Source organism: Pseudomonas sp. Tn43 (assembly GCF_014192635.1).
In the GTDB taxonomy this organism is placed as follows: Bacteria; Pseudomonadota; Gammaproteobacteria; order Pseudomonadales; family Pseudomonadaceae; genus Aquipseudomonas.
In genome coordinates this window covers 1-22,857 of sequence record NZ_JACHYG010000010.1, presented here as the reverse complement: position 1 = coordinate 22,857, position 22,857 = coordinate 1, and the positions used below count along the sequence as shown (strand labels likewise).

Below are 22,857 nucleotides of genomic sequence, written 5' to 3'. Positions count from 1 at the left end.
CATGTTGTGGCCAGGGACTCTGATTGGAGCCGGAGCGGGCTTTGCCATAGCCAGCATTCCGGGGGCCATGCTCGGCGCTTTATTGGGACAGGCGCTGGACCGTCGTCTGCACCTGCAAAGCTGGGCGCATTTATGGGAAAAATTCGGTGGTCGCTCGGTACTGCGCAACGATGAACTGCTGTTCGTGTTGCTGGGCCGATTGGCCAAGAGCGATGGACGGGTTGTGGATGGCCACATCCAGCAGGCGCGGCAGGAAATGCGCTCGCTGGAGATGACCGAGTCGGCGCAACGTCGGGCGATTGCGGCATTCAATCGCGGTAAATCGGGACACGACCGGTTGCGCGGTTATCTGCGACGCCTGAGTGCTCAACCCCATGCGGCCGAAGGGGTGTTGCGTGCCTGTTGGCGGATGGTCTGGGCGGATGGTCGCGCCGGTAGCAATGAGCGCGAGCTGATTGCCCAGTGGGGCAAATGGCTCGGCTGGACATCGCATCAAGTGCAGGCACTGGCCAGCGATTACGAGCCGCAGAAGCGACCGTTGGTCACTGGCTCGATCACGTATCAGGATGCCCTGCGGCTGTTGGGCGTGTCTGCCACCAGTGAGCCGGCACAAATCAAGCGCGCCTATCGACGCCTGCTCAGTCGGCATCATCCGGACAAGATTGCCGGCAGCGGTGCGACGGCGTTGCAGGTTCGTGAGGCGACGGACAAGACCCGTGAATTGCATACCGCTTATACGTTGATTCGTGAACGGCGGGATTTTCGTTAGCCAAAGGTTTGTGTCGCTAGTGATGCCGCCATCGCGGGCAAGCCTCGCTCCCACAGGATTTATGTCGATAGCAAAAATTGCGTACGACTCAAATCCTGTGGGAGCGAGGCTTGCCCGCGATGAGGGCGACTCGGTCTATCAGTCCGCCACCGGCTGCGGATTCAACCAACCGCGCACCCGCCGCGCCAATTGCTCTTGCTCGGCCTTGGCATTCCCCGGCAAAGCCTTGAGTGACACCTGGCTGAACCCCGAGGTTTTCAAGCGTTTGCTGGCCTGCAAACGTTCCAGCGCCGCGTTACGATCCACCGGCTTGTCCCTATAAAAGATGTCTGCGGTAGGCAGCTTCAACGTGGGTGTGAGCTCAGCCAGCCCCGGTTTTGCTGTAACAGGCGTCTGGGCGGCAATCATCACGAATTTTTCGACTTGCGATGGCTGCTTCTCGCTCAGATAACGCGCGGCCCAGTAGGCGCCGGTACCATGGCCCAGCACGACGATACTGCGAGCGCTTTGCTGTTCGGCGTAGGCGATGGCTGCATCGATACGGGCGAAAATTCGCTGCGCGTCGGCTTTGGCGTGTTCTTCGGTGGTTTCGACGATGGCCTTGTCGGCCACCTCCACTTCGCCGCCGGCCGCCTGTTCGATGGGCGCCGCAGTCGTCGCGTCTTTGCTGCCGGCATCAGGGGTTTTGGGCACTGGTGCCACTTCGACGATACGAGGCGCAATGGTGTCGCTTTGCAAATCGGGCAAGGTGATACTCAGGCTGCTCCACTCGGCGTCCGGCAATTTATGGCGCAATGGGCTGATCACTTGCGGCCAGTCAACGGTTTCGCCGGCGCCCGGGATGATAATCACCGCGCCTTTGGGGTCGGCGGTATTGGCCGGTTTCCACAAGGCGAGAAAGCTGTCGGTGCCGGCTTGCAGCTGTTGCTGTTCCTGTGCAGGGATTTTTCGCTCAAGTGCTGCCGCTTCTTCCTGACTACGCTCAAGCAGCGGCTGGCGTTCAACCGGTTTTTCTTCTGCGGGTTTCTCCGCGGTGGCAGGTGCCGGGTCAGCCGCTTCGACGGAAAACGCGCAAGGCAGGATCAACGACAGGCACAATGCTGGCAGTGCCAGGCGGTAGACAGGGGGCATCGGATATTCCAGGCCAGAAGTGATTCCGGCAGCCTAATGGGTTGGTCAGTATTTGTCAGTGTGTGAGACTTCGATGATGCATTTTCGCTGCCTGTGGGTTATCGGCTGTTTGTGGTTTCCCTTGATGGGCTGGGCGGCGCCCGCGCCACCGGCGCATGTCGTGCAACTGTCGCCAGCGCAACAGCAATGGCTGGCGCAGCATCGCGAGTTGCGGGTCGGCGTGGTGTTGCAAACGCCCTATGCCCAATACGATCGCCGTCTGCAGCGCCTGTCCGGGGTTAACATCGAGTTGATGAAGTGGCTGGCCAAGGCGCTCAAGCTCGAACTGAGCTGGCGTAATTATCCCGATCTTGCGCAACTGGAAGCCGCCGCCCGTGAAGGCGACATCGATATCGCGCCAGGACTGACGCAAACCCCCGTGGGTTTGCGGCTCTGGCAATTTTCCGACCCATACATGCGGGTGTCGCAACTGGTGGTCAGCGACCAGAAAAGCACCGGGGCGGTAGAACTGGAAAAACTCGACAGCCAGACCCGCGTTGCCGTGCGCATGCCCAGCGTCACCGCCGATTATCTGCGCAGCAATTATCCCCATCTGAACTTGCAGGGCGTGCCACTGGAGCGCCAGGCGCTGCAACTGTTGTTGAGTCAGCAGGCCGGTTACGCGGTAGTCGATGAAGCGCAGTTCGGACGACTGTCTGCCGAGCCCGAGTTCTCCGGCTTGGCGGTGGTGGGCGATATCGGTTTCCCGCAGTTGCTGCGGGTGGCCACGCGCCGGGACTGGCCGGAGTTGGCCGGCATCGTCGAAATCGCGCTGCGGGCGATCCCGGCCAAGGATCTGGAGCAACTGCACAATCAATGGGTGCAACCCAAGTATCCGCGGCTGTCCGAGTCGCCGGGTTTCTGGCAAAACCTCTGCCTGCTCTTGGTGGTGTTGCTGTTGAGCAGCATGGCCATTGTGTTCTGGCAGCGCCGTCAACAACACAGTCTGGAGCAACGATTGCTGGCGGCGCGCGAAGACATTGCCCTGCGCGAGGCCAGCGAAGAGGCCTTGCGCCTCACGCAGTTTTCCATCGATCAGAGCACCGTCGGCATCCTTTGGGTTAACTGGGACAGCCATGTGCGCTATGCCAACCGGGCGGCCGAAACCATGCTCGGCTACCCGGTGGGCGGGATCATTGATCGGCCCTTGATCGATTTCGAACCCGGCTTGCACATGGACCGCTGGCTGAGCCTGTGGAAACGCGCCCGGGCCAGTGACGAAGCGCCGCAAAGTTTCGAGACCCAATGCGTGCGAGCGGACGGCAGTATTCTGCCGGCGGATGTTTCATTGAGCTTCTTGCGTTTTCGCGATGGCGAATACCTGGTGGTTTACCTCAATGACGTCACCGAGCGTCGTCGCGCCCTGGCCGCGTTGCAGGAAAGCGAAGCGCGCCTGCAAGGGATCGCCGCCAACGTCCCCGGCCTGGTCTTTCGCCTGGAGCGCGCGCCGGTGACCGGGCAGATCGATTTTGCCTACATCAGTGAAGGCAGCGAGAGCCTGGTGGGTTACTCGCCCGCGACACTGGCCCATCGCGACAAAGGCCTGCGCAGCCTGGTGCATCCGGACGACAGGGCCAGTTATCACCAGACCCAGGATCACGCGCTGGACACCGACAGTGACTGGTCGTGGCAGGGCCGGATTCTGACCCGTCAGGGCGAACAGCGCTGGGCCGAGATCAAGGCCATTACCCGCCGACTTGAAGATGGCGCCTATGTCTGGGACGGGATCGTCTGGGACATCACCGAGAGCAAGCGCATCGAATTGGAACTGGCCAGCTCCCGCGAGCAATTGCGCGAGTTGTCCGCCCACCTGGAGAGCGTTCGGGAAGAGGAAAAGGCCCGCATCGCCCGGGAAGTTCACGATGAATTGGGTCAGATGCTGACCGTGTTGAAGCTGGAAACGTCCATGTGCGAATTGGCCTATGCCCAGCTCGATCCGGGGCTGCACGAGCGCTTGAACAGCATGAAGCGGCTGATCGCTCAGCTGTTTCAATTGGTGCGCGATGTGGCCACGGCGCTACGACCGCCGATTCTTGACGCCGGGATCGCCTCGGCCATCGAGTGGCAGGCGCGGCGGTTCGAGGCGCGCACGCAAATCCCGTGTCTGGTGCAAGTGCCGGATAACTTGCCGGTGCTCAGCGATGCCAAAGCCATTGGGCTGTTCCGGATCCTTCAGGAAGCCCTGACCAATGTCATGCGCCACGCTCAGGCGCATACTGTTGAACTGACGCTGGCCCTTGAGGGCGATGAACTCTGCCTGACTGTCAGCGATGATGGCGTAGGATTTGTCGCCGCCACTGGCAGGCCGACGTCCTTCGGTGTGGTCGGCATGCGTGAGCGGGTGTTGATCATGGGCGGGCAGTTATCGCTTGAGAGTGAGCCGGGGGAGGGTACGACCCTGACGGTAAGAGTGCCGCTGGATGAAGCCTGATGATTTTGTATTGTTTGAGCTGGCGCCTTCGCGGGCAAGCCAGCTCCCACAGGGGTTTGTGTAAGTGCACAGATCTTTGACACCCCCAAATCACTGTGGGAGCGGGCTTGCCCGCGATAGATCTTGGCTCTGACATAAGAAGAATGGAGAAGAACGTGATCCGTGTACTGGTAGCCGAAGACCACACCATCGTTCGTGAAGGCATCAAGCAATTGATCGGCCTGGCCAAGGATTTGCTGGTAGTAGGAGAGGCGAGCAATGGTGAACAGTTGCTCGAGACCTTGCGCCATGTTCCCTGCGAAGTGGTGTTGCTGGATATCTCCATGCCTGGGGTCAACGGCCTGGAAGCGATCCCGCGGATTCGCGCACTGAACAATCCCCCGGCGATCCTGGTGTTGTCGATGCACGACGAAGCACAAATGGCCGCCCGGGCATTGAAGGTTGGGGCTGCAGGTTATGCGACCAAGGACAGCGATCCGGCCTTGCTGCTGACGGCAATCCGCAAAGTCGCGGCGGGCGGGCGATACATCGACCCGGAGCTGGCTGACCGGATGGTCTTCGAAGTCGGCCTGACGGATTCGCGGCCATTGCACTCATTGTTGTCGGAGCGTGAATTCTCGGTGTTCGAACGCCTGGCCCAAGGTGCCAACGTCAACGACATCGCCCAGCAACTGGCTTTGAGCAGCAAAACCATCAGCACCCATAAAGCGCGGTTGATGCAAAAACTCAACATCACCTCCCTGGCCGAGCTGGTGAAGTACGCAATGGAGCACAAGCTCCTCTGATTCTGAGCGCGGTCCCCTGTAGGAGCGAGGCTTGCCCGCGAAGCTTTTAGCGTCAGTGAGGGCGCCTTCGCGGGCAAGCCTCGCTCCTGCGGGATTGTTGTGGCATGTCCATTTACGACATGCACACAAAGCCGCTTTTACCCATTCTTGCGGCTTGCAGCTTCAAGCTTGCCGCTGCTCCTATCCATCCCCGCCATCCTTGTAGGGCAATCCCTACCCCCAAACTTCCATACGTCTGAGGCGAATCTCTCCTGCGCCCCGATTTGCGCCGCTCCCAGCGTCCACTAGGCTTAATCCACAGCAGTCATCAATAACAAAGGTGTGGGTATGAGCCAGGTTGATTCAAGCGCAGGGGCCAGCAATATTCTGGTCAGCTTTCGTGGAGTGCAAAAGAGCTACGACGGCGAGAACCTGATCGTCAAAGACCTCAACCTGGATATTCGCAAAGGCGAATTCCTCACCTTGCTCGGGCCGTCCGGCTCCGGCAAGACCACCAGTCTGATGATGCTCGCCGGTTTCGAAACGCCGACCGCCGGCGAAATTCAGCTGGCCGGGCGTTCCATCAACAACGTGCCGCCGCATAAACGCGACATCGGCATGGTGTTCCAGAACTACGCGTTGTTTCCGCACATGACGGTCGCCGAGAACCTGGCGTTCCCGCTGACCGTGCGCGGCTTGAACAAGAATGACGTCAGTGACCGAGTCAAACGTGTTTTGAGCATGGTTCAGCTCGACACCTTCGCTCAGCGTTATCCGGCGCAACTGTCCGGCGGCCAGCAACAGCGTGTGGCCTTGGCCCGTGCGTTGGTGTTCGAGCCGCAACTGGTGCTGATGGATGAACCGCTCGGCGCACTCGACAAACAACTGCGCGAACACATGCAGATGGAAATCAAGCACCTGCACCAGCGCCTCGGTGTGACCGTGGTCTATGTGACCCACGACCAGGGCGAAGCCCTCACCATGTCCGACCGTGTGGCGGTGTTCCACCAGGGCGAGATCCAGCAGATCGCACCACCGCGCTCCCTCTACGAAGAACCGAAAAACACCTTCGTCGCCAACTTCATCGGCGAGAACAACCGTCTCAATGGTCGGTTGCACAGCCACACCGGTGACCGCTGCGTCGTCGAACTCGGTCGCGGTGAAAAGGTTGAAGCCCTGGCGGTCAATGTCGGCAAGACTGGCGAACCTGTCACGTTGTCGATTCGCCCCGAACGCGTGAGTCTCAATGGTTCGAGCGAATCCTGCGTCAACCGCTTCTCAGGGCGGGTGGCGGAATTCATCTATCTGGGCGACCACGTCCGGGTTCGCCTGGAAGTCTGCGGCAAGACCGACTTCTTCGTGAAACAACCGATTGCCGAGCTCGATCCCGCGCTCGCTGTCGGCGATGTGGTACCGCTTGGCTGGCAGGTCGAACACGTTCGCGCGCTCGACCCACTTCTAGAGGCGCATTGATCGCCCCCCTGCTTCAACAACACCAACCTGCACGTGGAGAGAACAATAAATGTTGAGATCCCTGAAATTCACCGCTTTGGTCATGGGCATGATCGGCGCGGCACACGCGATGGCGGCGGGCCCGGACCTGACCGTGGTGTCCTTTGGCGGGGCGAACAAGGCGGCGCAGGTCAAAGCCTTCTACGCACCATGGGAAGCGGCGGGCAACGGCAAGATCGTGGCGGGCGAGTACAACGGCGAAATGGCCAAGGTCAAAGCCATGGTCGACACCAAGAGTGTGTCCTGGGACCTGGTGGAAGTTGAATCGCCAGAACTGTCCCGTGGTTGCGACGAAGACATGTTCGAGCAACTCGACCCTGCGCTGTTCGGCAATACCGAAGACTACGTCAAAGGCGCTATCCAGCCGTGCGGTGTGGGCTTCTTCGTGTGGTCGACCGTGCTGGCCTACAACGCCGACAAACTGAAAACCGCACCGACCAGTTGGGCCGATTTCTGGGACACCAAGACATTCCCGGGCAAACGTGGCCTGCGTAAAGGCGCCAAGTACACCCTCGAGTTCGCCTTGATGGCCGATGGTGTTGCGCCGAAAGACGTCTACAAAGTACTGGCCGGCAAGGACGGTCAGGACCGTGCGTTCAAGAAGCTCGATGAGCTCAAGCCGAGCATTCAGTGGTGGGAAGCCGGCGCTCAACCGCCGCAGTACCTCGCTTCCGGTGACGTGGTCATGAGCTCTGCCTACAACGGCCGGATCGCCGCGGTACAGAAAGAAAGCAACCTGAAAGTGGTGTGGAACGGCGGTATCTACGACTTCGACGCGTGGGCGATTCCAAAAGGTCTGGACAAGACCCGTGCTGAAGCAGCGAAGAAATTCATCGCCTTCACCGTGCAACCGCAGCAACAGAAGACCTACTCGGAAAACATCGCCTACGGCCCGGCCAACACCAAAGCTGTGCCGTTGCTGGCCAAGGATGTCCTGAAAGACATGCCGACCACCCCGGAAAACATCGCCAACCAGGTGCAGATCGACGTCAGCTTCTGGGCTGACAACGGCGAGCAACTGGAGCAGCGTTTCAATTCCTGGGCTGCGAAGTAAGACCACTCCGTGGGCTTACCCACTCTTGTAGGAGCGAGGCTTGCCCGCGAAGACGTCAGCACATTCAACATCAATGTTGACTGACACACCGCCTTCGCGGGCAAGCCTCGCTCCTACAGGGGTGATGCGATGATCGTTCCCACGCTCTGCGTGGGAATGCCGCCTGGGACGCTCCGCGTCCCTGTGATGCAGAGTGTGGGAACGATCAGTACCAAATGTTCGAGGCGGCGTTTGTCGCCTCTGTAACGATCAAAGATTTTCGGAGTACGCCATGGCTATCGCCGTTCCCGTGAACGCGGGCACTGACCCCACCTTGAAGCAGCGGCTCAAGCACGCCGAGCGGATCAACCGCTGGAAAGCTCAAGCCTTGATCGCACCGTTGGTGTTGTTTCTGTTGCTGGTGTTCCTGGTGCCGATCGTGGCGCTGCTCTATAAAAGCGTCGGTAACCCCGAAGTGGTCGGCGCCATGCCGCGCACCGTGGCAGCCATCGCCAGTTGGGATGGCCGAGGCCTGCCGGCAGAGCCTGTGTACAAGGCCGCCAGCGAAGACCTCGCCGAAGCCCGCAAGAATCAGACCTTGGGTGACTTGTCCAAGCGCTTGAACATGGAGTTGGCCGGCTATCGCAGCCTGCTGACCAAAACCGCCCGCGCCTTGCCGTTCGCCACCGAGCCGACATCCTACAAGGAAGCGCTCGAAGCGCTGGACGAGCGTTGGGGCGATCCGGCCTATTGGCAGGTCATACGCCGCAATACCAGTAATGTGACGCCTTATTACCTGCTGGCCGCTGTCGATCATCGTATCGACGACCTCGGTGAGCTGGCCCCGGCCACCCCTGATCAGGCGATCTACCTCGATATCTTTGCCCGGACCTTCTGGATGGGCCTGGTCATCACCGTGATCTGCCTGGTGCTGGCCTATCCACTGGCCTACCTGTTGGCGAACCTGCCATCGCGGCAAAGCAATCTGTTGATGATTCTGGTGCTGTTGCCGTTCTGGACTTCGATTCTGGTGCGGGTCGCCGCATGGATCGTGTTGTTGCAGTCGGGCGGTTTGATCAACAGCGGGCTGATGGCCATGGGCATCATCGATAAGCCGCTGGAACTGGTGTTCAACCGCACCGGCGTTTATATCTCGATGGTGCACATCCTGCTGCCGTTCATGATTCTGCCGATCTACAGCGTGATGAAAGGCATCTCGCCAACTTACATGCGCGCGGCAATTTCCCTCGGCTGCCACCCGTTCGCCAGTTTCTGGCGGGTGTATTTCCCGCAAACCTATGCCGGTGTCGGCGCCGGTTGCCTGTTGGTGTTCATCCTCGCCATCGGCTACTACATCACCCCGGCGTTGCTGGGCAGCCCGAACGATCAGATGGTCAGTTATTTCGTCGCCTTCTACACCAACACCAGCATCAACTGGGGCATGGCGACCGCGCTCGGTGGGCTGTTGTTGCTGGCGACCGTGGTGCTTTATCTGATTTACAGCCGGCTGGTGGGCGCCAGTCGCCTGCGTCTGAGCTAAGGGGAGAACGAAATGCTGAGTCCTTACATGTCGCCCATCGAACGGGTGTGGTTCTACAGCTTGCGGATTCTCTGCGGCTTGATTCTGTTGTTCCTGATCCTGCCGGTGCTGGTGATCATTCCGCTGTCGTTCAACTCCGGCAGCTTTCTGGTCTATCCCCTGCAAGGCTTCTCGTTGCAGTGGTACGAGGATTTTTTTGCTTCGGCGGAATGGATGCGTTCGTTGAAGAACAGCATGATCGTGGCCCCCGCAGCGACGGTACTGGCGATGATCTTTGGCACGTTGGCGGCGATCGGCCTGACCCGGGGTGATTTCCCGGGTAAACCGCTGGTGATGGCGCTGGTGATTTCGCCGATGGTGGTGCCGGTGGTCATCATTGGTGTGGCGAGTTATCTGTTCTTTGCGCCGCTGGGATTGGGCAACAGCTTTTTCTCGCTGATCGTGGTGCATGCGGTGTTGGGCGTACCCTTTGTGATCATCACGGTGTCGGCAACCTTGCAGGGGTTCAACCAGAACCTGGTGCGGGCCGCTGCCAGCCTTGGGGCTTCGCCGCTGACCGCGTTCCGGCGGGTGACCTTGCCGTTGATTGCGCCGGGCGTGATTTCCGGTGCGCTGTTTGCCTTCGCTACCTCGTTTGATGAAGTGGTGGTGACGCTGTTCCTCGCCGGTCCTGAACAAGCGACCTTGCCTCGGCAGATGTTCAGCGGCATCCGTGAAAACCTCAGCCCGACGATCGCCGCTGCCGCGACGCTGCTGATTGCGTTCTCGGTGGTCTTGTTGCTGACACTGGAGTGGCTGCGTGGGCGCAGCGAAAAACTGCGTACCGCGCAGGTCTGACGGCCAGATGATCGTTCCCCCGCTCCGGGAACGATCAATCTCTGTAGGAGCGAGGCTTGCCCGCGAAGGGGACGCCCCGGTTGAATTGAAAGAACGCGTTATCGTTCTTCGCGGGCAAGCCTAGCTCCTACGGAAACACCTCGATCATTCGCCAACTGAATAGCAGACAAACCCCAATCCCCAGCTACTATTGTGCCCAGCTCCCCTATCTATAAGAGGCTGCGCACATGAGTCTTTCCTCTTTCAAAATCGCCCATAAACTGATCACCGGCGCAGGTGCCATCGAGCAACTGGCGGCTGAACTCACACGCCTGGACATCGATAACCCGTTGATCGTTACCGACGTCGCACTGGTCAAGTCCGGCACGGTAGAGCTGGCGCTGGCGCAGCTGGGCGAGCGCAGCTACGAGATTTTCGACCGGGTGCTGCCGGATCCGGAAATCGCCATCGTCGAAGATTGCATGCGGGTTTACCGTGAAGGCGGGCATGACGGATTGATTGGTCTGGGTGGCGGCAGTGCCATCGACATCGCCAAGAGTGTTGCAGCCTATGCCGGTTACCACGGCGCCCTGGAGGACTTGTTCGGCGTCGATCAGGTGCCGCGCAAAGGCCCGCCACTGATTGCCATCCCAACCACTGCCGGCACCGGTTCGGAAGTGACCAACGTGGCCATCCTCTCCGATAAGGTCGCGCAATTGAAGAAAGGTATTGTCAGCGATTACCTGTTGCCGGATGTCGCACTGATCAGCCCGCAAATGACCCTGACCTGCCCGCGCAGTGTCACCGCAGCCAGTGGCATCGATGCGCTGGTGCATGCCATCGAGTCCTACCTGTCGCTCAATGCCTCGCCCATCACTGATGCCTTGGCCATTGGTGCGATCAAGCTGATTACCCAAGCATTGCCCAAGGCCTACGCCAATCCTTCCCATCTGCAAGCCCGCGAAGACATGGCCACCGCCAGCCTGATGGCCGGCATGGCGTTCGGCAATGCCGGGGTCGGCGCTGTGCATGCGTTGGCGTATCCCTTGGGCGGGCGTTTCAACATTGCCCATGGCGTCAGCAATGCCTTGCTGCTGCCGTATGTCATGACCTGGAACAAAATGGCTTGCGTGGAGCGCATGCAAGATATTGCCGAGGCCATGGGGGTGAAGACCGCTCATCTGAGCGCCAACGAAGCGGCGGACAAAGCCGTGGAGGCGATGACCGAGCTGTGCGCCGCGGTGGAAATCCCGTTGGGCCTGCGCAGTTTCGGGGTGCCAGAGGACGCGATCCCGGCCATGGCTGTGGAAGCCGCTGGCATCGAGCGTCTGATGCGCAACAATCCGCGCAAGTTGAGTGCCGTCGATATCGAGAAGATCTACCGAGCGGCCTATTAGTACCCAATCATCGCAGCACGGTGCGCGCGTCAAAGCATGAGGTATACAATGCGCGCCATCGTGATTCTGCTCAAAAAAGGTGCGTCATGCAGCCCTTCGTCATTGCTCCGTCGATTCTCTCCGCCGATTTTGCCCGCCTGGGCGAGGAAGTGGACAACGTCCTGGCCGCCGGCGCCGACTTCGTGCACTTCGATGTCATGGACAATCATTACGTGCCCAACCTGACCATCGGCCCGATGGTGTGTGCCGCGCTGCGCAAGTACGGTGTGACCGCGCCGATCGATGCGCACTTGATGGTCAGCCCGGTGGACCGCATCGTCGGTGACTTCATCGAAGCCGGTGCGACCTACATTACTTTCCACCCGGAAGCCACGCAGCACGTCGACCGTTCCCTGCAACTGATCCGCGAAGGCGGCTGCAAGGCCGGCCTGGTGTTCAACCCGGCGACCCCGCTGGACGTGCTCAAGTACGTGATGGACAAGGTCGACATGGTGTTGCTGATGAGCGTCAACCCGGGCTTCGGCGGGCAGAAGTTCATTCCCGGCACCCTCGACAAACTGCGTGAGGCGCGGGCGCTGATCGATGCTTCCGGGCGTGACATTCGTCTGGAAATCGACGGTGGTGTGAATGTGAATAACATTCGCGAAATCGCGGCGGCGGGCGCCGACACGTTCGTGGCCGGCTCGGCGATCTTCAATGCGCCGAACTATCAGGAAGTGATTGAAAAAATGCGCGCCGAACTGGCACTGGCTCGCCCATGAGCGGGTTTGAGCAGCTGTTCCCCGGGCGTCTGCCACGGCTGGTGATGTTCGATCTGGATGGCACGCTGGTCGATTCGGTCCCCGACCTGGCGGCGGCCGTGGATAACATGCTGCTCAAACTCGGGCGTCAGCCTGCCGGTATCGAAGCGGTACGGGAGTGGGTCGGCAACGGCGTGCACCTGCTGGTGCGCCGGGCCTTGGCCAACCACATCGATGGCGAGGGTGTCGATGAGGTCGAAGCCGGGCATGCCCTGGAATTGTTCAACGGCTTTTATGAGGACGGTCACCAACTGACGGTGGTTTACCCCGGCGTGCGTGACACCCTCAAGTGGCTGAACAAACAAGGCGTCGAAATGGCGCTGATCACCAACAAGCCGGAACGCTTCGTCGCGCCGCTGCTGGATCAGATGAAGATCGGCCGTTACTTCAAATGGATCATCGGTGGCGATACCCTGCCGAACAAGAAGCCCGACCCGGCCGCGCTGTTTTTCGTGATGAAAATGGCCAACATTCCAGCGTCCCAATCGTTGTTCGTCGGCGACTCGCGCAGTGACGTGCTGGCGGCGAAAGCGGCGGGGGTCAAATGCGTGGCCCTCAGTTACGGCTATAACCATGGTCGGCCAATCGCCGAAGAATCACCGGCGCTGGTGATCGATGATCTGCGCAAACTAATTCCCGGTTGCCTGGATCCGGCCGCTGAGATAACGTTGCCCGACGCTGTTCAATCCCCCCCTGGAAACGCCATCGTGGTGGTCACTCGCAAACTCTGGATGAAAGTCATCAAGGCCCTGGCCCGCTGGCGTTGGCGCGCCTGACTGGTTCCTGGCCGGCGTACCGGCGCGTTTGCACACCTGACCGTTAGACCCTCAAACCACGAGGCACCTCATGATCCGCGAAGAATTCCTGCGTTTGGCCGCTGCCGGCTACAACCGCATCCCGCTTGCCTGCGAAACCCTGGCCGACTTCGACACGCCGTTGTCGATCTACCTGAAACTGGCCGACGAGCCCAACTCCTACCTGCTGGAGTCGGTGCAGGGCGGCGAGAAATGGGGCCGTTATTCGATCATCGGCCTGCCGTGCCGCACCGTGCTGCGGGTTCATGATCACCACGTCAGCGTGACCCACGACGGCGTCGAGATTGAAAGCCACGACGTTGAAGATCCATTGGCCTTCGTCGAAACCTTCAAGGCGCGCTACAACGTGCCGACCATCGCCGGTCTGCCGCGCTTCAATGGCGGTCTGGTGGGCTATTTCGGTTATGACTGCGTACGCTATGTGGAAAAGCGTCTGGGCAAATGCCCGAACCCGGATCCGCTGGGCGTACCGGACATTCTGCTGATGGTGTCCGACGCGGTGGTGGTGTTCGATAACCTCGCCGGCAAAATGCACGCGATCGTCCTGGCCAATCCATCGCAGGAAGACGCCTTCGAACAAGGTCAGGCGCGTCTGCAAGCGCTGCTCGAACAACTCCGTCAGCCGATCACCCCGCGCCGTGGCCTGGACTTCAGTAAACAGCAATCGGCTGACCCGGTGTTCCGCTCCAGCTTCACCCAGAACGATTACGAAAAAGCCGTCGACACCATCAAGGAGTACATCCTGGCCGGTGACTGCATGCAGGTCGTGCCGTCCCAGCGCATGTCGATCGACTTCAAGGCTGCGCCTATCGACCTGTACCGGGCGCTGCGCTGCTTCAACCCGACGCCTTACATGTACTTCTTCAACTTCGGTGACTTCCACGTGGTCGGCAGTTCGCCGGAAGTATTGGTGCGGGTCGAAGACAACTTGATCACCGTGCGCCCGATTGCCGGTACCCGTCCGCGAGGCGCCAACGAAGAGGCTGACGTGGCGCTGGAAAAGGACCTGCTGTCGGACGACAAGGAAATCGCCGAGCACTTGATGCTGATCGATCTTGGCCGCAACGATACCGGTCGGGTCTCCGAAATCGGTTCGGTGAAACTGACCGAGAAGATGGTCATCGAGCGTTACTCCAACGTGATGCACATCGTGTCCAACGTGACCGGTCAGTTGAAGGCCGGCCTGACGGCGATGGACGCACTGCGGGCGATCCTGCCGGCCGGCACCTTGTCTGGCGCGCCGAAGATTCGCGCGATGGAAATCATCGACGAGCTGGAACCGGTCAAGCGTGGTGTGTACGGCGGCGCGGTCGGTTACTTCGCCTGGAACGGCAACATGGACACTGCGATTGCGATCCGCACCGCAGTAATCAAGAACGGCGAACTGCACGTACAGGCCGGTGGCGGCATCGTCGCTGATTCGGTGCCCGCCCTGGAATGGGAAGAAACCCTGAACAAGCGCCGCGCCATGTTCCGCGCAGTAGCCTTGGCCGAGCAGACGCCAGACAACTGAGTACGCAAAACCTGTAGGAACGGGCTTTGTGGCGGGGGAGCTTCTGTGGCGAGGGGGCTTGCCCCCGTTGGGTCGCGAAGCGGCCCCCCGCATTTTTCCCTTTCAGGCTGATCAAGTCGCCTGGATTTGCGGCTGCTGCGCAGCCGAACGGGGGCAAGCCCCCTCGCCACAATAAGTGCTCACCATAAAAAACGCGGCGCCTTTAAGGGCACCGCGTTTTTTGTGCCTGGGTCAGAAGTCCAGCGCCACCCCAACGCTGATGCCCTGTTGGGTAAAGTCATCATCCTTGCGGAACGTATAACCGCCACGCAGGGCCAGGTCGGCGGTCAACTTATGGCTGACCCCCAGGCTCACGCGGTTCAAGTGACTTTGCGGCGTATAACCTTCCAGTGTGAAGTCATTGGCCGGCAGGCTATTGAGGGCCATGTTTACCTTCTGAACGTCATCTTCATACTCCCGCTCATAGGCATATTCGCCAAATACCTGGGTCTGAGGAGTGAAGTTGTATTTGCCTTGCAAGCCGACACCCAGGCGTTTCGAATCTCGGGTCTGATCATCAAAGGTCAGGGCCGTGGAGCGGGTGCTGTTTTCCGAATAGCCGTCGACTTCCACTTCGGCGTAATCGGCGCTGATGAACGGTGACAGGTGCCATTCGCTGCCCGGTTGCGCAATGTCATAGCCAAGACGAGTGCTGAAAGCCCAGAGATGGCCGTCGGTATCACCCTTTTCCCCACCTTCGCCCGCACCCAGGTCGAATTTGCGTTCGAGGTTGTCGTAGTCCAGCTTGCCACCGGTCAATGCGGCATCGGCCCACCAGCGATTCTGCTGGAACTGGGCGAAGGCGGTCGCCAGATAGCTATTGAGTTTGTAGTCCGAATCGTTACTGCCGGCGTCCAGGTTCTGACGATAGAAGCCTGCTGCCACACCCACGCGCCAGGCTTCATTGAGGCGATAGCTGCCGCCGATATTCAGGTTGTAGCCGCTGCCATCGGCGCTGGCGCCGCTGCTTTGGCTATCGAAATCCAGATGCTGACCACCGCCGGCGACAATCGCGCGCCATTGGCCAACGGCCTGCCAGTTCTCCCAATCGGATTGCCACTGGCTACGCAATTCATCCTGATGGGCGCGTAAGGTGGCGTGGGCCATTTCCGGCAGCAGCGTCAGTTCCCAGGGCGCCGACAGCAAGGAATAGGCGTAGTCGGCTATCAGCTTTTGCCCGGCTTCAGTGGGATGAACCGAGTCGTTATAAATCAGCTTGCTCGGATCCGGGGTGGCACTGTTGATGCCATACACGGCGTTCTGCGTACAACCACTGCCGCTAAAACAGGTGGCTGTCAGGTTCTGGTCGGTGGCGAGGCCGAAACGTGCCGGGTCGGCGAAGCTTTCCTGCAACAGCAGTGGAATGTTCAGCGGGATAATTTCGGCATTGATCCCCGCCAGGCGTGTGACCAACTGCTGATTGAAGTCGGTACTGAGCTGCGAGATCGAGGCTTGTAGCGGGGTGCCATTGACGGCGGGCGTCAATCCAAGGTCAGGCAGCAGCCAGACCACGATGTATTTGGCGCCGGCGGTTTGCAGAGTCTGCACGCTGTCGGCCAGTTGATTCGCCGCGGTGTTGGCCTGAGCGGTATTGAGTACGCGGCCTTGAAGGAAATCGTTGCCGCCCCCGGAGATGTAATACAGCGCATTCGGATCGGCGCGGAAATTATTCGTCGGCAGATAGCCTGGTCGGGTGCGTTCGCCCGTGGCGGATTCGGTAGTGATCGAATCCAGAATCTGGTCGGTGCGGTAACCGCCCACGGCCCAGTTGTTGCCATCCACCAACCCTTGATTGGCGCGCACAGCCGAAGTCGAGGCGGCGGTCTGGTCTGCTGAGAACCCCAGACGTCCACCCAATAGTTGGGTGGAGTTCAGCGAGCGAAATTCACCACTGCCATCCAGGTAGACCGGCCCGGTCCGGTTGGTAAAACGCTGGGTCGCCCCGGCAGGGCCGCCCGTGTCGGTAAACTGCCCGGCATCGTTGAGGCTGTCGCCGAAGACCACGAAATTCGAATAAGGGTTGGGCGCGGCGATCGCCTGGGCACAGGCAGCAGCGAGCAGGCATCCGGCGAGCGGTACAAGCAATGTCTGTTTGATCATGAGCAAGTCCGTTTAATTATTGTTGTTGTAAACGAAACGACAGTACCAAAAACTTCCGGCCCTTTGCCATCTATCGCGAACCCTTCGCTTGTTTCGCGCCCTGTCGCCCCGACCATATTGCACGCTCTGCCCAGCTAAGTTACTGTGCCGAGACGTATGAATGAGACCTTCCCCGTGTTGATCGTCAGCAAACTCCTGGATCAAGTCATCAAGGCACACGCCCGTTGGCGTTGGCGCGCCTGAATCTTTTCTGCCGGCCTGGCCGGGCCTGTACCGCTTTGCCTTCTTTACCTGTATGAAATGCCGCTTTGCTGGCGCCGCTCCCGCACCTGACAAAGCGCAGCGCACTGCGGGTAAATCATTCGAAGGCCGTCTTAAAAGTCAGTGAATTCAAGAGGTTCTTAACGCCATGTTGCTGATGATCGATAACTACGACTCTTTTACTTACAACGTTGTGCAATACCTTGGCGAGTTGGGCGCCGAGGTTAAAGTCGTGCGCAACGACGAACTCACCATAGCCGACATCGAAGCCCTCAAGCCTGAGCGTATCGTCGTGTCGCCCGGTCCTTGCACACCGACCGAAGCCGGTATTTCCATCGAAGCGATCAAGCACTTCGCCGGCAAGTTGCCGATTCTCGGTGTTTGCCTGGGTCACCAGTCCATCGGCCAGGCCTTTGGTGGCGATGTGGTTCGTGCCCGTCAAGTCATGCATGGTAAGACTAGCCCGGTATTCCACGAGGACAAGGGCGTGTTCGAAGGCCTGAATCGCCCGCTGACAGTCACCCGCTACCACTCGTTGATCGTCAAGCGTGAAACCCTGCCCGATTGCCTGGAACTGACCGCCTGGACCCGGCTCGAAGACGGCTCGGTCGACGAAATCATGGGGCTGCGCCACAAAACGCTGAACATCGAGGGTGTGCAGTTCCACCCAGAGTCTATCCTCACCGAACAGGGCCACGAGCTGTTCGCCAACTTCCTCAAACAAACCGGCGGCACGCGCTAAGGACTTTCCATGGATATCAAGACAGCCCTGAGCCGTATCGTCGGCCACCTCGACCTCAGTACCGATGAAATGCGCGATGTCATGCGCGAAATCATGACGGGTCAATGCACGGATGCGCAGATCGGTGCGTTCATGATGGCCATGCGCATGAAGAGCGAAAGCATCGATGAGATCGTCGGCGCCGTGACGGCGATGCGCGAGTTGGCGGACAAGGTTGAACTCAACACCCTTGATGGCGTGGTCGATGTGGTCGGCACTGGCGGCGACGGTGCGAACATTTTCAACGTCTCCACCGCTTCCTCGTTCGTGGTCGCGGCGGCCGGCTGCACCGTGGCCAAGCATGGTAACCGTGCTGTGTCGGGCAAAAGCGGCAGCGCCGACCTGCTTGAGGCGGCGGGGATCTACCTGAACCTGACACCGGTTCAGGTGGCGCGTTGCATCGACAACGTGGGCATCGGTTTCATGTTTGCCCAGACTCACCACAGCGCCATGAAGCACGCCGCCGGCCCGCGCCGCGAGCTGGGCTTGCGCACGCTGTTCAACATGCTCGGCCCGCTTACGAATCCGGCCGGTGTGAAACATCAGGTGGTGGGTGTATTCAGTCAGGCGTTGTGCCGGCCGTTGGCCGAAGTCTTGCAGCGCTTGGGTAGCAAACATGTGCTGGTGGTGCATTCGAAGGATGGCCTGGACGAGTTCAGTCTGGCAGCACCGACTTTTGTGGCTGAATTGAAGAATGACCAGATCACCGAATACTGGGTCGAACCCGAAGATTTGGGGATGAAGAGCCAGAGCCTGCACGGTCTGGCAGTGGAAAGTCCGGCGGCCTCCCTTGAGCTGATTCGCGATGCCTTGGGCAAGCGCAAGACCGAAAACGGTCAGAAAGCCGCCGAGATGATCGTGCTCAATGCCGGTGCCGCGCTGTACGCCGCTGATGTTGCCAGCAGTTTGAAAGAAGGCGTTGCCCTGGCGCACGATGCGCTGCACACAGGCCTCGCTCGGGAAAAACTTGAGGAATTGGGTGCATTTACCGCGGTATTCAAAGTGGAGAATGAGGGATGAGTGTGCCGACGGTTCTGGAAAATATTCTGGCCCGCAAAGTTCAGGAAGTCGCCGAGCGTAGCGCCCGTGTGAGCCTGGCGGAGCTGGAAAATCTGGCCAAGGCGGCCGATGCACCCCGTGGCTTTGCCAAGTCATTGATCGATCAGGCCAAAACGAAACAGCCGGCGGTCATTGCGGAAATCAAGAAAGCTTCGCCAAGCAAAGGCGTGATTCGCGAGAACTTCGTTCCCGCCGACATCGCCAAAAGTTACGAGAAGGGCGGGGCGACTTGCCTGTCGGTGCTCACCGACATCGATTACTTTCAGGGCGCCGATGCGTATCTGCAACAGGCTCGGGCGGCATGCAAGCTGCCGGTGATCCGCAAGGATTTCATGATCGACCCGTATCAGATCGTCGAGTCCCGTGCTCTGGGGGCCGACTGCGTGCTGCTGATCGTTTCCGCACTGGATGACGTGAAAATGGCCGAGCTGGCGGCGGTGGCCAAAAGCGTCGGTCTCGATGTGCTGGTGGAAGTCCATGACGGCGATGAGCTGGAGCGGGCCTTGAAGACACTCGACACACCACTGGTGGGCGTGAACAACCGCAATCTGCACACGTTCGAAGTCAATCTGGAAACCACCCTCGATCTGTTGCCGCGTATTCCGCGTGATCGTCTGGTGATAACCGAGAGTGGCATTCTTAACCGGGCCGATGTCGAGCTGATGGAAATCAGCGACGTGTATGCGTTCCTGGTCGGCGAAGCGTTCATGCGCGCCGAAAACCCGGGTACCGAACTGCAGCGCCTGTTCTTTCCCGAGCGTGGCGTTCCAGTGAGCGGCTCTACGCTCGACTGACTACAACGCAGACTGAGTCGACGCCATCGCGAGCAGGCTCGCTCCCACAAGAGATCTACTCAAATCAGAGATCCGGTGGCAGCGAGCCTGCTTGCGATGGCGGCATAAGTAGCGCCACAGACTTCATGTCCAACGGAATACCTTATGACCTCACCAATCCCCCTGACCATTGAAGCCGGCCTGCTCGCCGAGCAGGATCTGCTGGCTCATGTGTGCACCGGTGAGTCGGAATTCGGCTTGCTGTTCTGGCAACCCACTGACCGCGCATTGGTCATGCCTCGTCGCTTGAATCGTCTGCCACAATTCGAGGCCGCCTGCGAAGTCTCCGCCGCCGCCGGCTGGCCGGTATTGCTGCGCGAAACCGGCGGTGAGCCCGTACCGCAATCGGCCTCGACCCTCAACATCGCACTGGTTTATGCCCCGCCGCGCAGCGAAGGCGATTTGAACCGTATCGAAACCGGCTACCGTCGGCTGTGCGATCCAATCTGTCAGTTGCTCGATGAGCTGGGTGGCACTTCGTCGTTGGGCGAGATTGAGGGGGCGTTCTGCGACGGCCGTTTCAACGTCAACCTCGATGGCCGAAAGATGGTTGGCACCGCCCAGCGGTGGCGCCAGAGCAAGGGCGGTCAGCGTCCGGTCGGCCTGGTGCACGGGGCGATGTTGATCGATAACGAGCGAGAGTCGATGGTCGCGGCGGTCAATCGCTTCAATGAAGCCTGTGGCCTGGAGGCGCGGGTTCGCGCTGAAAGCCACATCGCCCTGCACGAAAAATTCGCCGCTCCTGATGCGCTGGAACGGCTGGAGATGTTGTACCGACAGTTACTGGCAGAAATGCTCGGGGTTTAAGTTCTCGGTGCTAAAGTTCTCGGAGCTAAAGTTCTGGGAGCTTAAGTACCCAGAGCTTGATTTTCGGGATTAGCGCGTACCGAAGACCACCATGGTCTTGCCTTTGACGTCGACCAGGTTGCGCTCTTCCAGGTCTTTGAGCACGCGGCCGACCATCTCGCGGGAACAACCGACAATCCGGCCGATTTCCTGACGGGTCACTTTGATCTGCATGCCGTCGGGGTGAGTCATGGCATCGGGCTGTTTGCACAGTTCCAGCAGACAGCGTGCAACGCGACCGGTCACGTCGAAGAAGGCCAGGTCACCGACCTTGCGCGTGGTATTGCGCAGGCGCTGTGCGATTTGTCCGCTGAGCACGTAAAGAATGTCTGGATCCTGTTGGGACAGCTCGCGGAATTTCGCGTAGCTGATTTCCGCCACTTCACATTCGACCTTGGCGCGTACCCAGGCGCTGCGCTCCTGTTCCAGGCCCGCTTGCTCAAACAGACCCAACTCGCCAAAAAAGTCCCCACAGTTGAGGTAGGCGATGATCATTTCACGGCCGTCGTCATCCTCAATCAGTATGGTGACCGAACCTTTGATGATGAAAAACAGCGTGTCCGAACGGTCACCGGCACAAATGATATTGCTCTTGGCGGCATAGCGACGGCGTTGGCAGTGCATCAACAGTTTGTCGAGGTTCTTGATTTTGGGTGTGGGAGTAATGGCAACCATGGTTGTATCCCGAAAAGACTGCACGGTGTGTTTGTTCTTTTGTAGGCGCTGGCCAGGCCTGCGATCCTTTCGGGATTCGCCACAAAGCTGGCAATGCGCCATTGAATTGGCGTCAGCTTAACAGACGTATTCCTTCAAGATTCGAGAATTTGCCTACGACGCATATGGTTATGTCCCAGGAAGGCGAAGCGCTGCCAATCAAAGACCCTGTGCTAAGCTGGCGACCCTTTTTTAGACAGTGGAGTCTTGGCGATGAAGGCACGCATCCAATGGGCTGGCGAAGCCATGTTCCTCGGCGAATCCGGCAGCGGTCATGTCGTGGTCATGGACGGTCCGCCCGATGCCGGCGGTCGTAACCTGGGTGTCCGGCCGATGGAAATGCTCCTGCTGGGTGTTGGCGGCTGCAGCAATTTTGATGTGGTCAGCATTCTCAAGAAGTCCCGTCAGGCCGTCGAAAGCTGCGAAGCCTTCCTCGAAGCCGAGCGTGCGACCGAGGATCCGAAGGTTTTCACCAAGATTCACATGCACTTCGTGGTCAAGGGCCGCGGGCTGAAAGAAGCCCAGGTCAAGCGCGCCATCGAGTTGTCGGCCGAAAAGTATTGCTCGGCCTCGATCATGCTTGGCGCAGCTGGCGTGGCGATTACCCATGACTATGAAATCATCGAGCTTGGTTGAATCGACGTGCAGACGCAGGTGAGGCAGATTTTCTACGCGCGCAACATGCCGAACCAAGAGTTCCGAGTACAAAAAAAGGCGACTACCTCGAGGTAGTCGCCTTTTTTGTTGCGAAACGCGGTTCCTGTGGGAGCGGGCTTGCCCGCGATTGGACGTCGCGGGCGCTGCAATACTTAGATCCGATACGTACTCTTGGTCATTACCTTGGCCAACAGACTCATGCCGAATTTCACCGGTGCCGGAAAACGAAATCCGCCGGCATCCAGCGCACTTTCAGCATGATGCTCTTCATCGATACGCATCTGCTCCAGAATCGCCCGGGATTTTTCATCCTCGGCCGGCAGTTGCTCAAGGTGTTCATTCAGGTGTTTGCAGACCTGGTGCTCGGTGGCAGCAACGAAACCCAGGCTGACCTTGTCGCTGATCAACCCGGCGACCGCGCCAATCCCGAACGACATGCCGTAGAACAGCGGATTGAGGATGCTGGTGTGGCTGCCCAATTGATGAATGCGTTGTTCGCACCACACCAGATGATCGATTTCTTCTTCGGCGGCATGCTCCATGGCGGCGCGCACTTTCGGCAGCTTGGCGGTCAGGGCCTGGCCTTGATACAGCGCCTGGGCACAGACTTCGCCGGTATGGTTGATGCGCATCAACCCGGCGACGTGTCGGGTGTCCTCGTCGCTCATTTGCGCATCCGGCTGCACGATGGCAGGCGACGGACGGTAAGGCTGACCACTGAAGGGCAGCAAAGTCCGCATCGCGGCATCGGCTTGCAGTAGAAGACGGTCAATCGGCGAGTAGTGACGTTGGGTAGTCATGCTGACCTCCGGGAAGAATCTCGGCGGCCAGTTTAACTCAATCGGCCGGGGGAGGGTTTGCGTTGGGTCATTTCCACTGGTGTCACCACCAAGCCTTCCTTGTAGGAGCCTTCCTAATGAAATGGCTACCCCCGCCTCCCCCCCTGTGATCGCCCACTAAGCTTTCACCGGGGGCTCATCGGAGATCATTGCCATGAACAACGTAGC

General features: G+C 59.5%; 20 protein-coding genes. 16 read left to right on the top strand and 4 right to left on the bottom strand.

The features are described 5' to 3' along the window. Position 1 precedes the first annotated feature (1 nt). Positions 2 to 769 carry a TerB family tellurite resistance protein gene (locus FHW68_RS22275; RefSeq protein ID WP_095630827.1) on the top strand — a complete coding sequence of 256 codons (768 nt, stop codon included), beginning with the start codon at positions 2 to 4 and terminating at the stop codon, positions 767 to 769. 138 nt (positions 770 to 907) lie between these two features. Here the strand turns inward: FHW68_RS22275 and FHW68_RS22270 are convergent, their stop codons facing one another. Further along, entirely contained in the window at positions 908 to 1,900 is a 993-nt protein-coding gene (locus tag FHW68_RS22270; RefSeq protein ID WP_183683137.1) for an alpha/beta hydrolase family protein, read from the bottom strand. Positions 1,901 to 1,973: 73 nt separating this feature from the next. Between FHW68_RS22270 and FHW68_RS22265 the strand changes: the two genes are divergently transcribed. From FHW68_RS22265 to trpE, 10 genes are all read left to right on the top strand, one after another. After that, positions 1,974 to 4,370, top strand: a complete 2,397-nt coding sequence (locus FHW68_RS22265) for a PAS domain S-box protein (protein ID WP_095630825.1) — start codon at positions 1,974 to 1,976, stop codon at positions 4,368 to 4,370. A 143-nt stretch (positions 4,371 to 4,513) separates the two neighbouring features. Beyond that, positions 4,514 to 5,155 carry a response regulator transcription factor gene (locus tag FHW68_RS22260; RefSeq protein ID WP_177409305.1) on the top strand — a complete coding sequence of 214 codons (642 nt, stop codon included), beginning with the start codon at positions 4,514 to 4,516 and terminating at the stop codon, positions 5,153 to 5,155. A 327-nt stretch (positions 5,156 to 5,482) separates the two neighbouring features. After that, entirely contained in the window at positions 5,483 to 6,607 is a 1,125-nt protein-coding gene (locus FHW68_RS22255) for an ABC transporter ATP-binding protein (protein ID WP_095630824.1), read from the top strand. Positions 6,608 to 6,656: 49 nt separating this feature from the next. Continuing rightward, on the top strand, positions 6,657 to 7,700 hold the full coding sequence (locus tag FHW68_RS22250) for an ABC transporter substrate-binding protein (RefSeq protein WP_095630823.1): 1,044 nt from the start codon (positions 6,657 to 6,659) through the stop codon (positions 7,698 to 7,700). A 271-nt stretch (positions 7,701 to 7,971) separates the two neighbouring features. Beyond that, a complete protein-coding gene (locus FHW68_RS22245; protein ID WP_095630822.1) occupies positions 7,972 to 9,219 on the top strand; it encodes an ABC transporter permease in 1,248 nt (415 codons plus the stop codon). 12 nt (positions 9,220 to 9,231) lie between these two features. Beyond that, positions 9,232 to 10,056 carry an ABC transporter permease gene (locus FHW68_RS22240; protein ID WP_095630821.1) on the top strand — a complete coding sequence of 275 codons (825 nt, stop codon included), beginning with the start codon at positions 9,232 to 9,234 and terminating at the stop codon, positions 10,054 to 10,056. A gap of 227 nt (positions 10,057 to 10,283) precedes the next feature. Then, entirely contained in the window at positions 10,284 to 11,432 is a 1,149-nt protein-coding gene (locus tag FHW68_RS22235; protein WP_095630820.1) for an iron-containing alcohol dehydrogenase, read from the top strand. An 86-nt stretch (positions 11,433 to 11,518) separates the two neighbouring features. Further along, positions 11,519 to 12,193 (top strand): ribulose-phosphate 3-epimerase, encoded by a 675-nt coding sequence (gene rpe, locus FHW68_RS22230; protein ID WP_095630819.1) that lies wholly within the window; start codon positions 11,519 to 11,521, stop codon positions 12,191 to 12,193. After that, on the top strand, positions 12,190 to 13,008 hold the full coding sequence (locus tag FHW68_RS22225; protein WP_183683134.1) for a phosphoglycolate phosphatase: 819 nt from the start codon (positions 12,190 to 12,192) through the stop codon (positions 13,006 to 13,008). Before rpe ends, FHW68_RS22225 begins: the two co-directional genes overlap by 4 nt. 70 nt (positions 13,009 to 13,078) lie before the next feature. Next, complete coding sequence (gene trpE, locus FHW68_RS22220; protein ID WP_183683131.1) at positions 13,079 to 14,560, top strand: anthranilate synthase component I; 1,482 nt, start codon at positions 13,079 to 13,081, stop codon at positions 14,558 to 14,560. A 231-nt stretch (positions 14,561 to 14,791) separates the two neighbouring features. Here the strand turns inward: trpE and estP are convergent, their stop codons facing one another. Beyond that, positions 14,792 to 16,699, bottom strand: coding sequence for an esterase EstP (gene estP, locus FHW68_RS22215; protein WP_183683128.1), 1,908 nt, complete (start codon positions 16,697 to 16,699; stop codon positions 14,792 to 14,794). Positions 16,700 to 17,108: 409 nt separating this feature from the next. On the opposite strand from estP, the gene FHW68_RS22210 reads away from it, so the two are divergent. The 4 genes from FHW68_RS22210 (at position 17,109) to FHW68_RS22195 (ending at position 20,440) form a co-directional block, all read left to right on the top strand. Continuing rightward, positions 17,109 to 17,702, top strand: coding sequence for an aminodeoxychorismate/anthranilate synthase component II (locus tag FHW68_RS22210; protein WP_095630815.1), 594 nt, complete (start codon positions 17,109 to 17,111; stop codon positions 17,700 to 17,702). Between the two features lie 9 nt (positions 17,703 to 17,711). Continuing rightward, positions 17,712 to 18,761 carry an anthranilate phosphoribosyltransferase gene (gene trpD, locus FHW68_RS22205; protein WP_095630814.1) on the top strand — a complete coding sequence of 350 codons (1,050 nt, stop codon included), beginning with the start codon at positions 17,712 to 17,714 and terminating at the stop codon, positions 18,759 to 18,761. Then, positions 18,758 to 19,594 (top strand): indole-3-glycerol phosphate synthase TrpC, encoded by an 837-nt coding sequence (gene trpC, locus FHW68_RS22200; RefSeq protein ID WP_183683125.1) that lies wholly within the window; start codon positions 18,758 to 18,760, stop codon positions 19,592 to 19,594. Before trpD ends, trpC begins: the two co-directional genes overlap by 4 nt. A gap of 144 nt (positions 19,595 to 19,738) precedes the next feature. Beyond that, positions 19,739 to 20,440: a lipoyl protein ligase domain-containing protein gene (locus FHW68_RS22195; protein ID WP_095630812.1), complete on the top strand. Its 702-nt coding sequence runs from the start codon at positions 19,739 to 19,741 to the stop codon at positions 20,438 to 20,440. A 69-nt stretch (positions 20,441 to 20,509) separates the two neighbouring features. Here the strand turns inward: FHW68_RS22195 and crp are convergent, their stop codons facing one another. Further along, complete coding sequence (gene crp, locus FHW68_RS22190) at positions 20,510 to 21,154, bottom strand: cAMP-activated global transcriptional regulator CRP (RefSeq protein WP_095630811.1); 645 nt, start codon at positions 21,152 to 21,154, stop codon at positions 20,510 to 20,512. A gap of 252 nt (positions 21,155 to 21,406) precedes the next feature. Here crp and FHW68_RS22185 point away from each other — a divergent pair, with 252 nt between their 5' ends. Beyond that, positions 21,407 to 21,829 carry an OsmC family protein gene (locus FHW68_RS22185; RefSeq protein WP_007941657.1) on the top strand — a complete coding sequence of 141 codons (423 nt, stop codon included), beginning with the start codon at positions 21,407 to 21,409 and terminating at the stop codon, positions 21,827 to 21,829. A 173-nt stretch (positions 21,830 to 22,002) separates the two neighbouring features. Here the strand turns inward: FHW68_RS22185 and coq7 are convergent, their stop codons facing one another. Next, complete coding sequence (coq7, locus tag FHW68_RS22180) at positions 22,003 to 22,650, bottom strand: 2-polyprenyl-3-methyl-6-methoxy-1,4-benzoquinone monooxygenase (protein ID WP_008008345.1); 648 nt, start codon at positions 22,648 to 22,650, stop codon at positions 22,003 to 22,005. Positions 22,651 to 22,857: the final 207 nt, after the last annotated feature.

Bases quoted from the DNA above. Each gene is read 5' to 3' on its own strand.
- FHW68_RS22275 (WP_095630827.1), top strand. From the start codon at position 2: ATGTTGTGGCCAGGGACTCTGATTGGAGCCGGAGCGGGCTTTGCCATA.
- FHW68_RS22270 (WP_183683137.1), bottom strand. From the start codon at position 1,900: ATGCCCCCTGTCTACCGCCTGGCACTGCCAGCATTGTGCCTGTCGTTG.
- FHW68_RS22265 (WP_095630825.1), top strand. From the start codon at position 1,974: ATGATGCATTTTCGCTGCCTGTGGGTTATCGGCTGTTTGTGGTTTCCC.
- FHW68_RS22260 (WP_177409305.1), top strand. From the start codon at position 4,514: ATGGAGAAGAACGTGATCCGTGTACTGGTAGCCGAAGACCACACCATC.
- FHW68_RS22255 (WP_095630824.1), top strand. From the start codon at position 5,483: ATGAGCCAGGTTGATTCAAGCGCAGGGGCCAGCAATATTCTGGTCAGC.
- FHW68_RS22250 (WP_095630823.1), top strand. From the start codon at position 6,657: ATGTTGAGATCCCTGAAATTCACCGCTTTGGTCATGGGCATGATCGGC.
- FHW68_RS22245 (WP_095630822.1), top strand. From the start codon at position 7,972: ATGGCTATCGCCGTTCCCGTGAACGCGGGCACTGACCCCACCTTGAAG.
- FHW68_RS22240 (WP_095630821.1), top strand. From the start codon at position 9,232: ATGCTGAGTCCTTACATGTCGCCCATCGAACGGGTGTGGTTCTACAGC.
- FHW68_RS22235 (WP_095630820.1), top strand. From the start codon at position 10,284: ATGAGTCTTTCCTCTTTCAAAATCGCCCATAAACTGATCACCGGCGCA.
- rpe (WP_095630819.1), top strand. From the start codon at position 11,519: ATGCAGCCCTTCGTCATTGCTCCGTCGATTCTCTCCGCCGATTTTGCC.
- FHW68_RS22225 (WP_183683134.1), top strand. From the start codon at position 12,190: ATGAGCGGGTTTGAGCAGCTGTTCCCCGGGCGTCTGCCACGGCTGGTG.
- trpE (WP_183683131.1), top strand. From the start codon at position 13,079: ATGATCCGCGAAGAATTCCTGCGTTTGGCCGCTGCCGGCTACAACCGC.
- estP (WP_183683128.1), bottom strand. From the start codon at position 16,699: ATGATCAAACAGACATTGCTTGTACCGCTCGCCGGATGCCTGCTCGCT.
- FHW68_RS22210 (WP_095630815.1), top strand. From the start codon at position 17,109: ATGTTGCTGATGATCGATAACTACGACTCTTTTACTTACAACGTTGTG.
- trpD (WP_095630814.1), top strand. From the start codon at position 17,712: ATGGATATCAAGACAGCCCTGAGCCGTATCGTCGGCCACCTCGACCTC.
- trpC (WP_183683125.1), top strand. From the start codon at position 18,758: ATGAGTGTGCCGACGGTTCTGGAAAATATTCTGGCCCGCAAAGTTCAG.
- FHW68_RS22195 (WP_095630812.1), top strand. From the start codon at position 19,739: ATGACCTCACCAATCCCCCTGACCATTGAAGCCGGCCTGCTCGCCGAG.
- crp (WP_095630811.1), bottom strand. From the start codon at position 21,154: ATGGTTGCCATTACTCCCACACCCAAAATCAAGAACCTCGACAAACTG.
- FHW68_RS22185 (WP_007941657.1), top strand. From the start codon at position 21,407: ATGAAGGCACGCATCCAATGGGCTGGCGAAGCCATGTTCCTCGGCGAA.
- coq7 (WP_008008345.1), bottom strand. From the start codon at position 22,650: ATGACTACCCAACGTCACTACTCGCCGATTGACCGTCTTCTACTGCAA.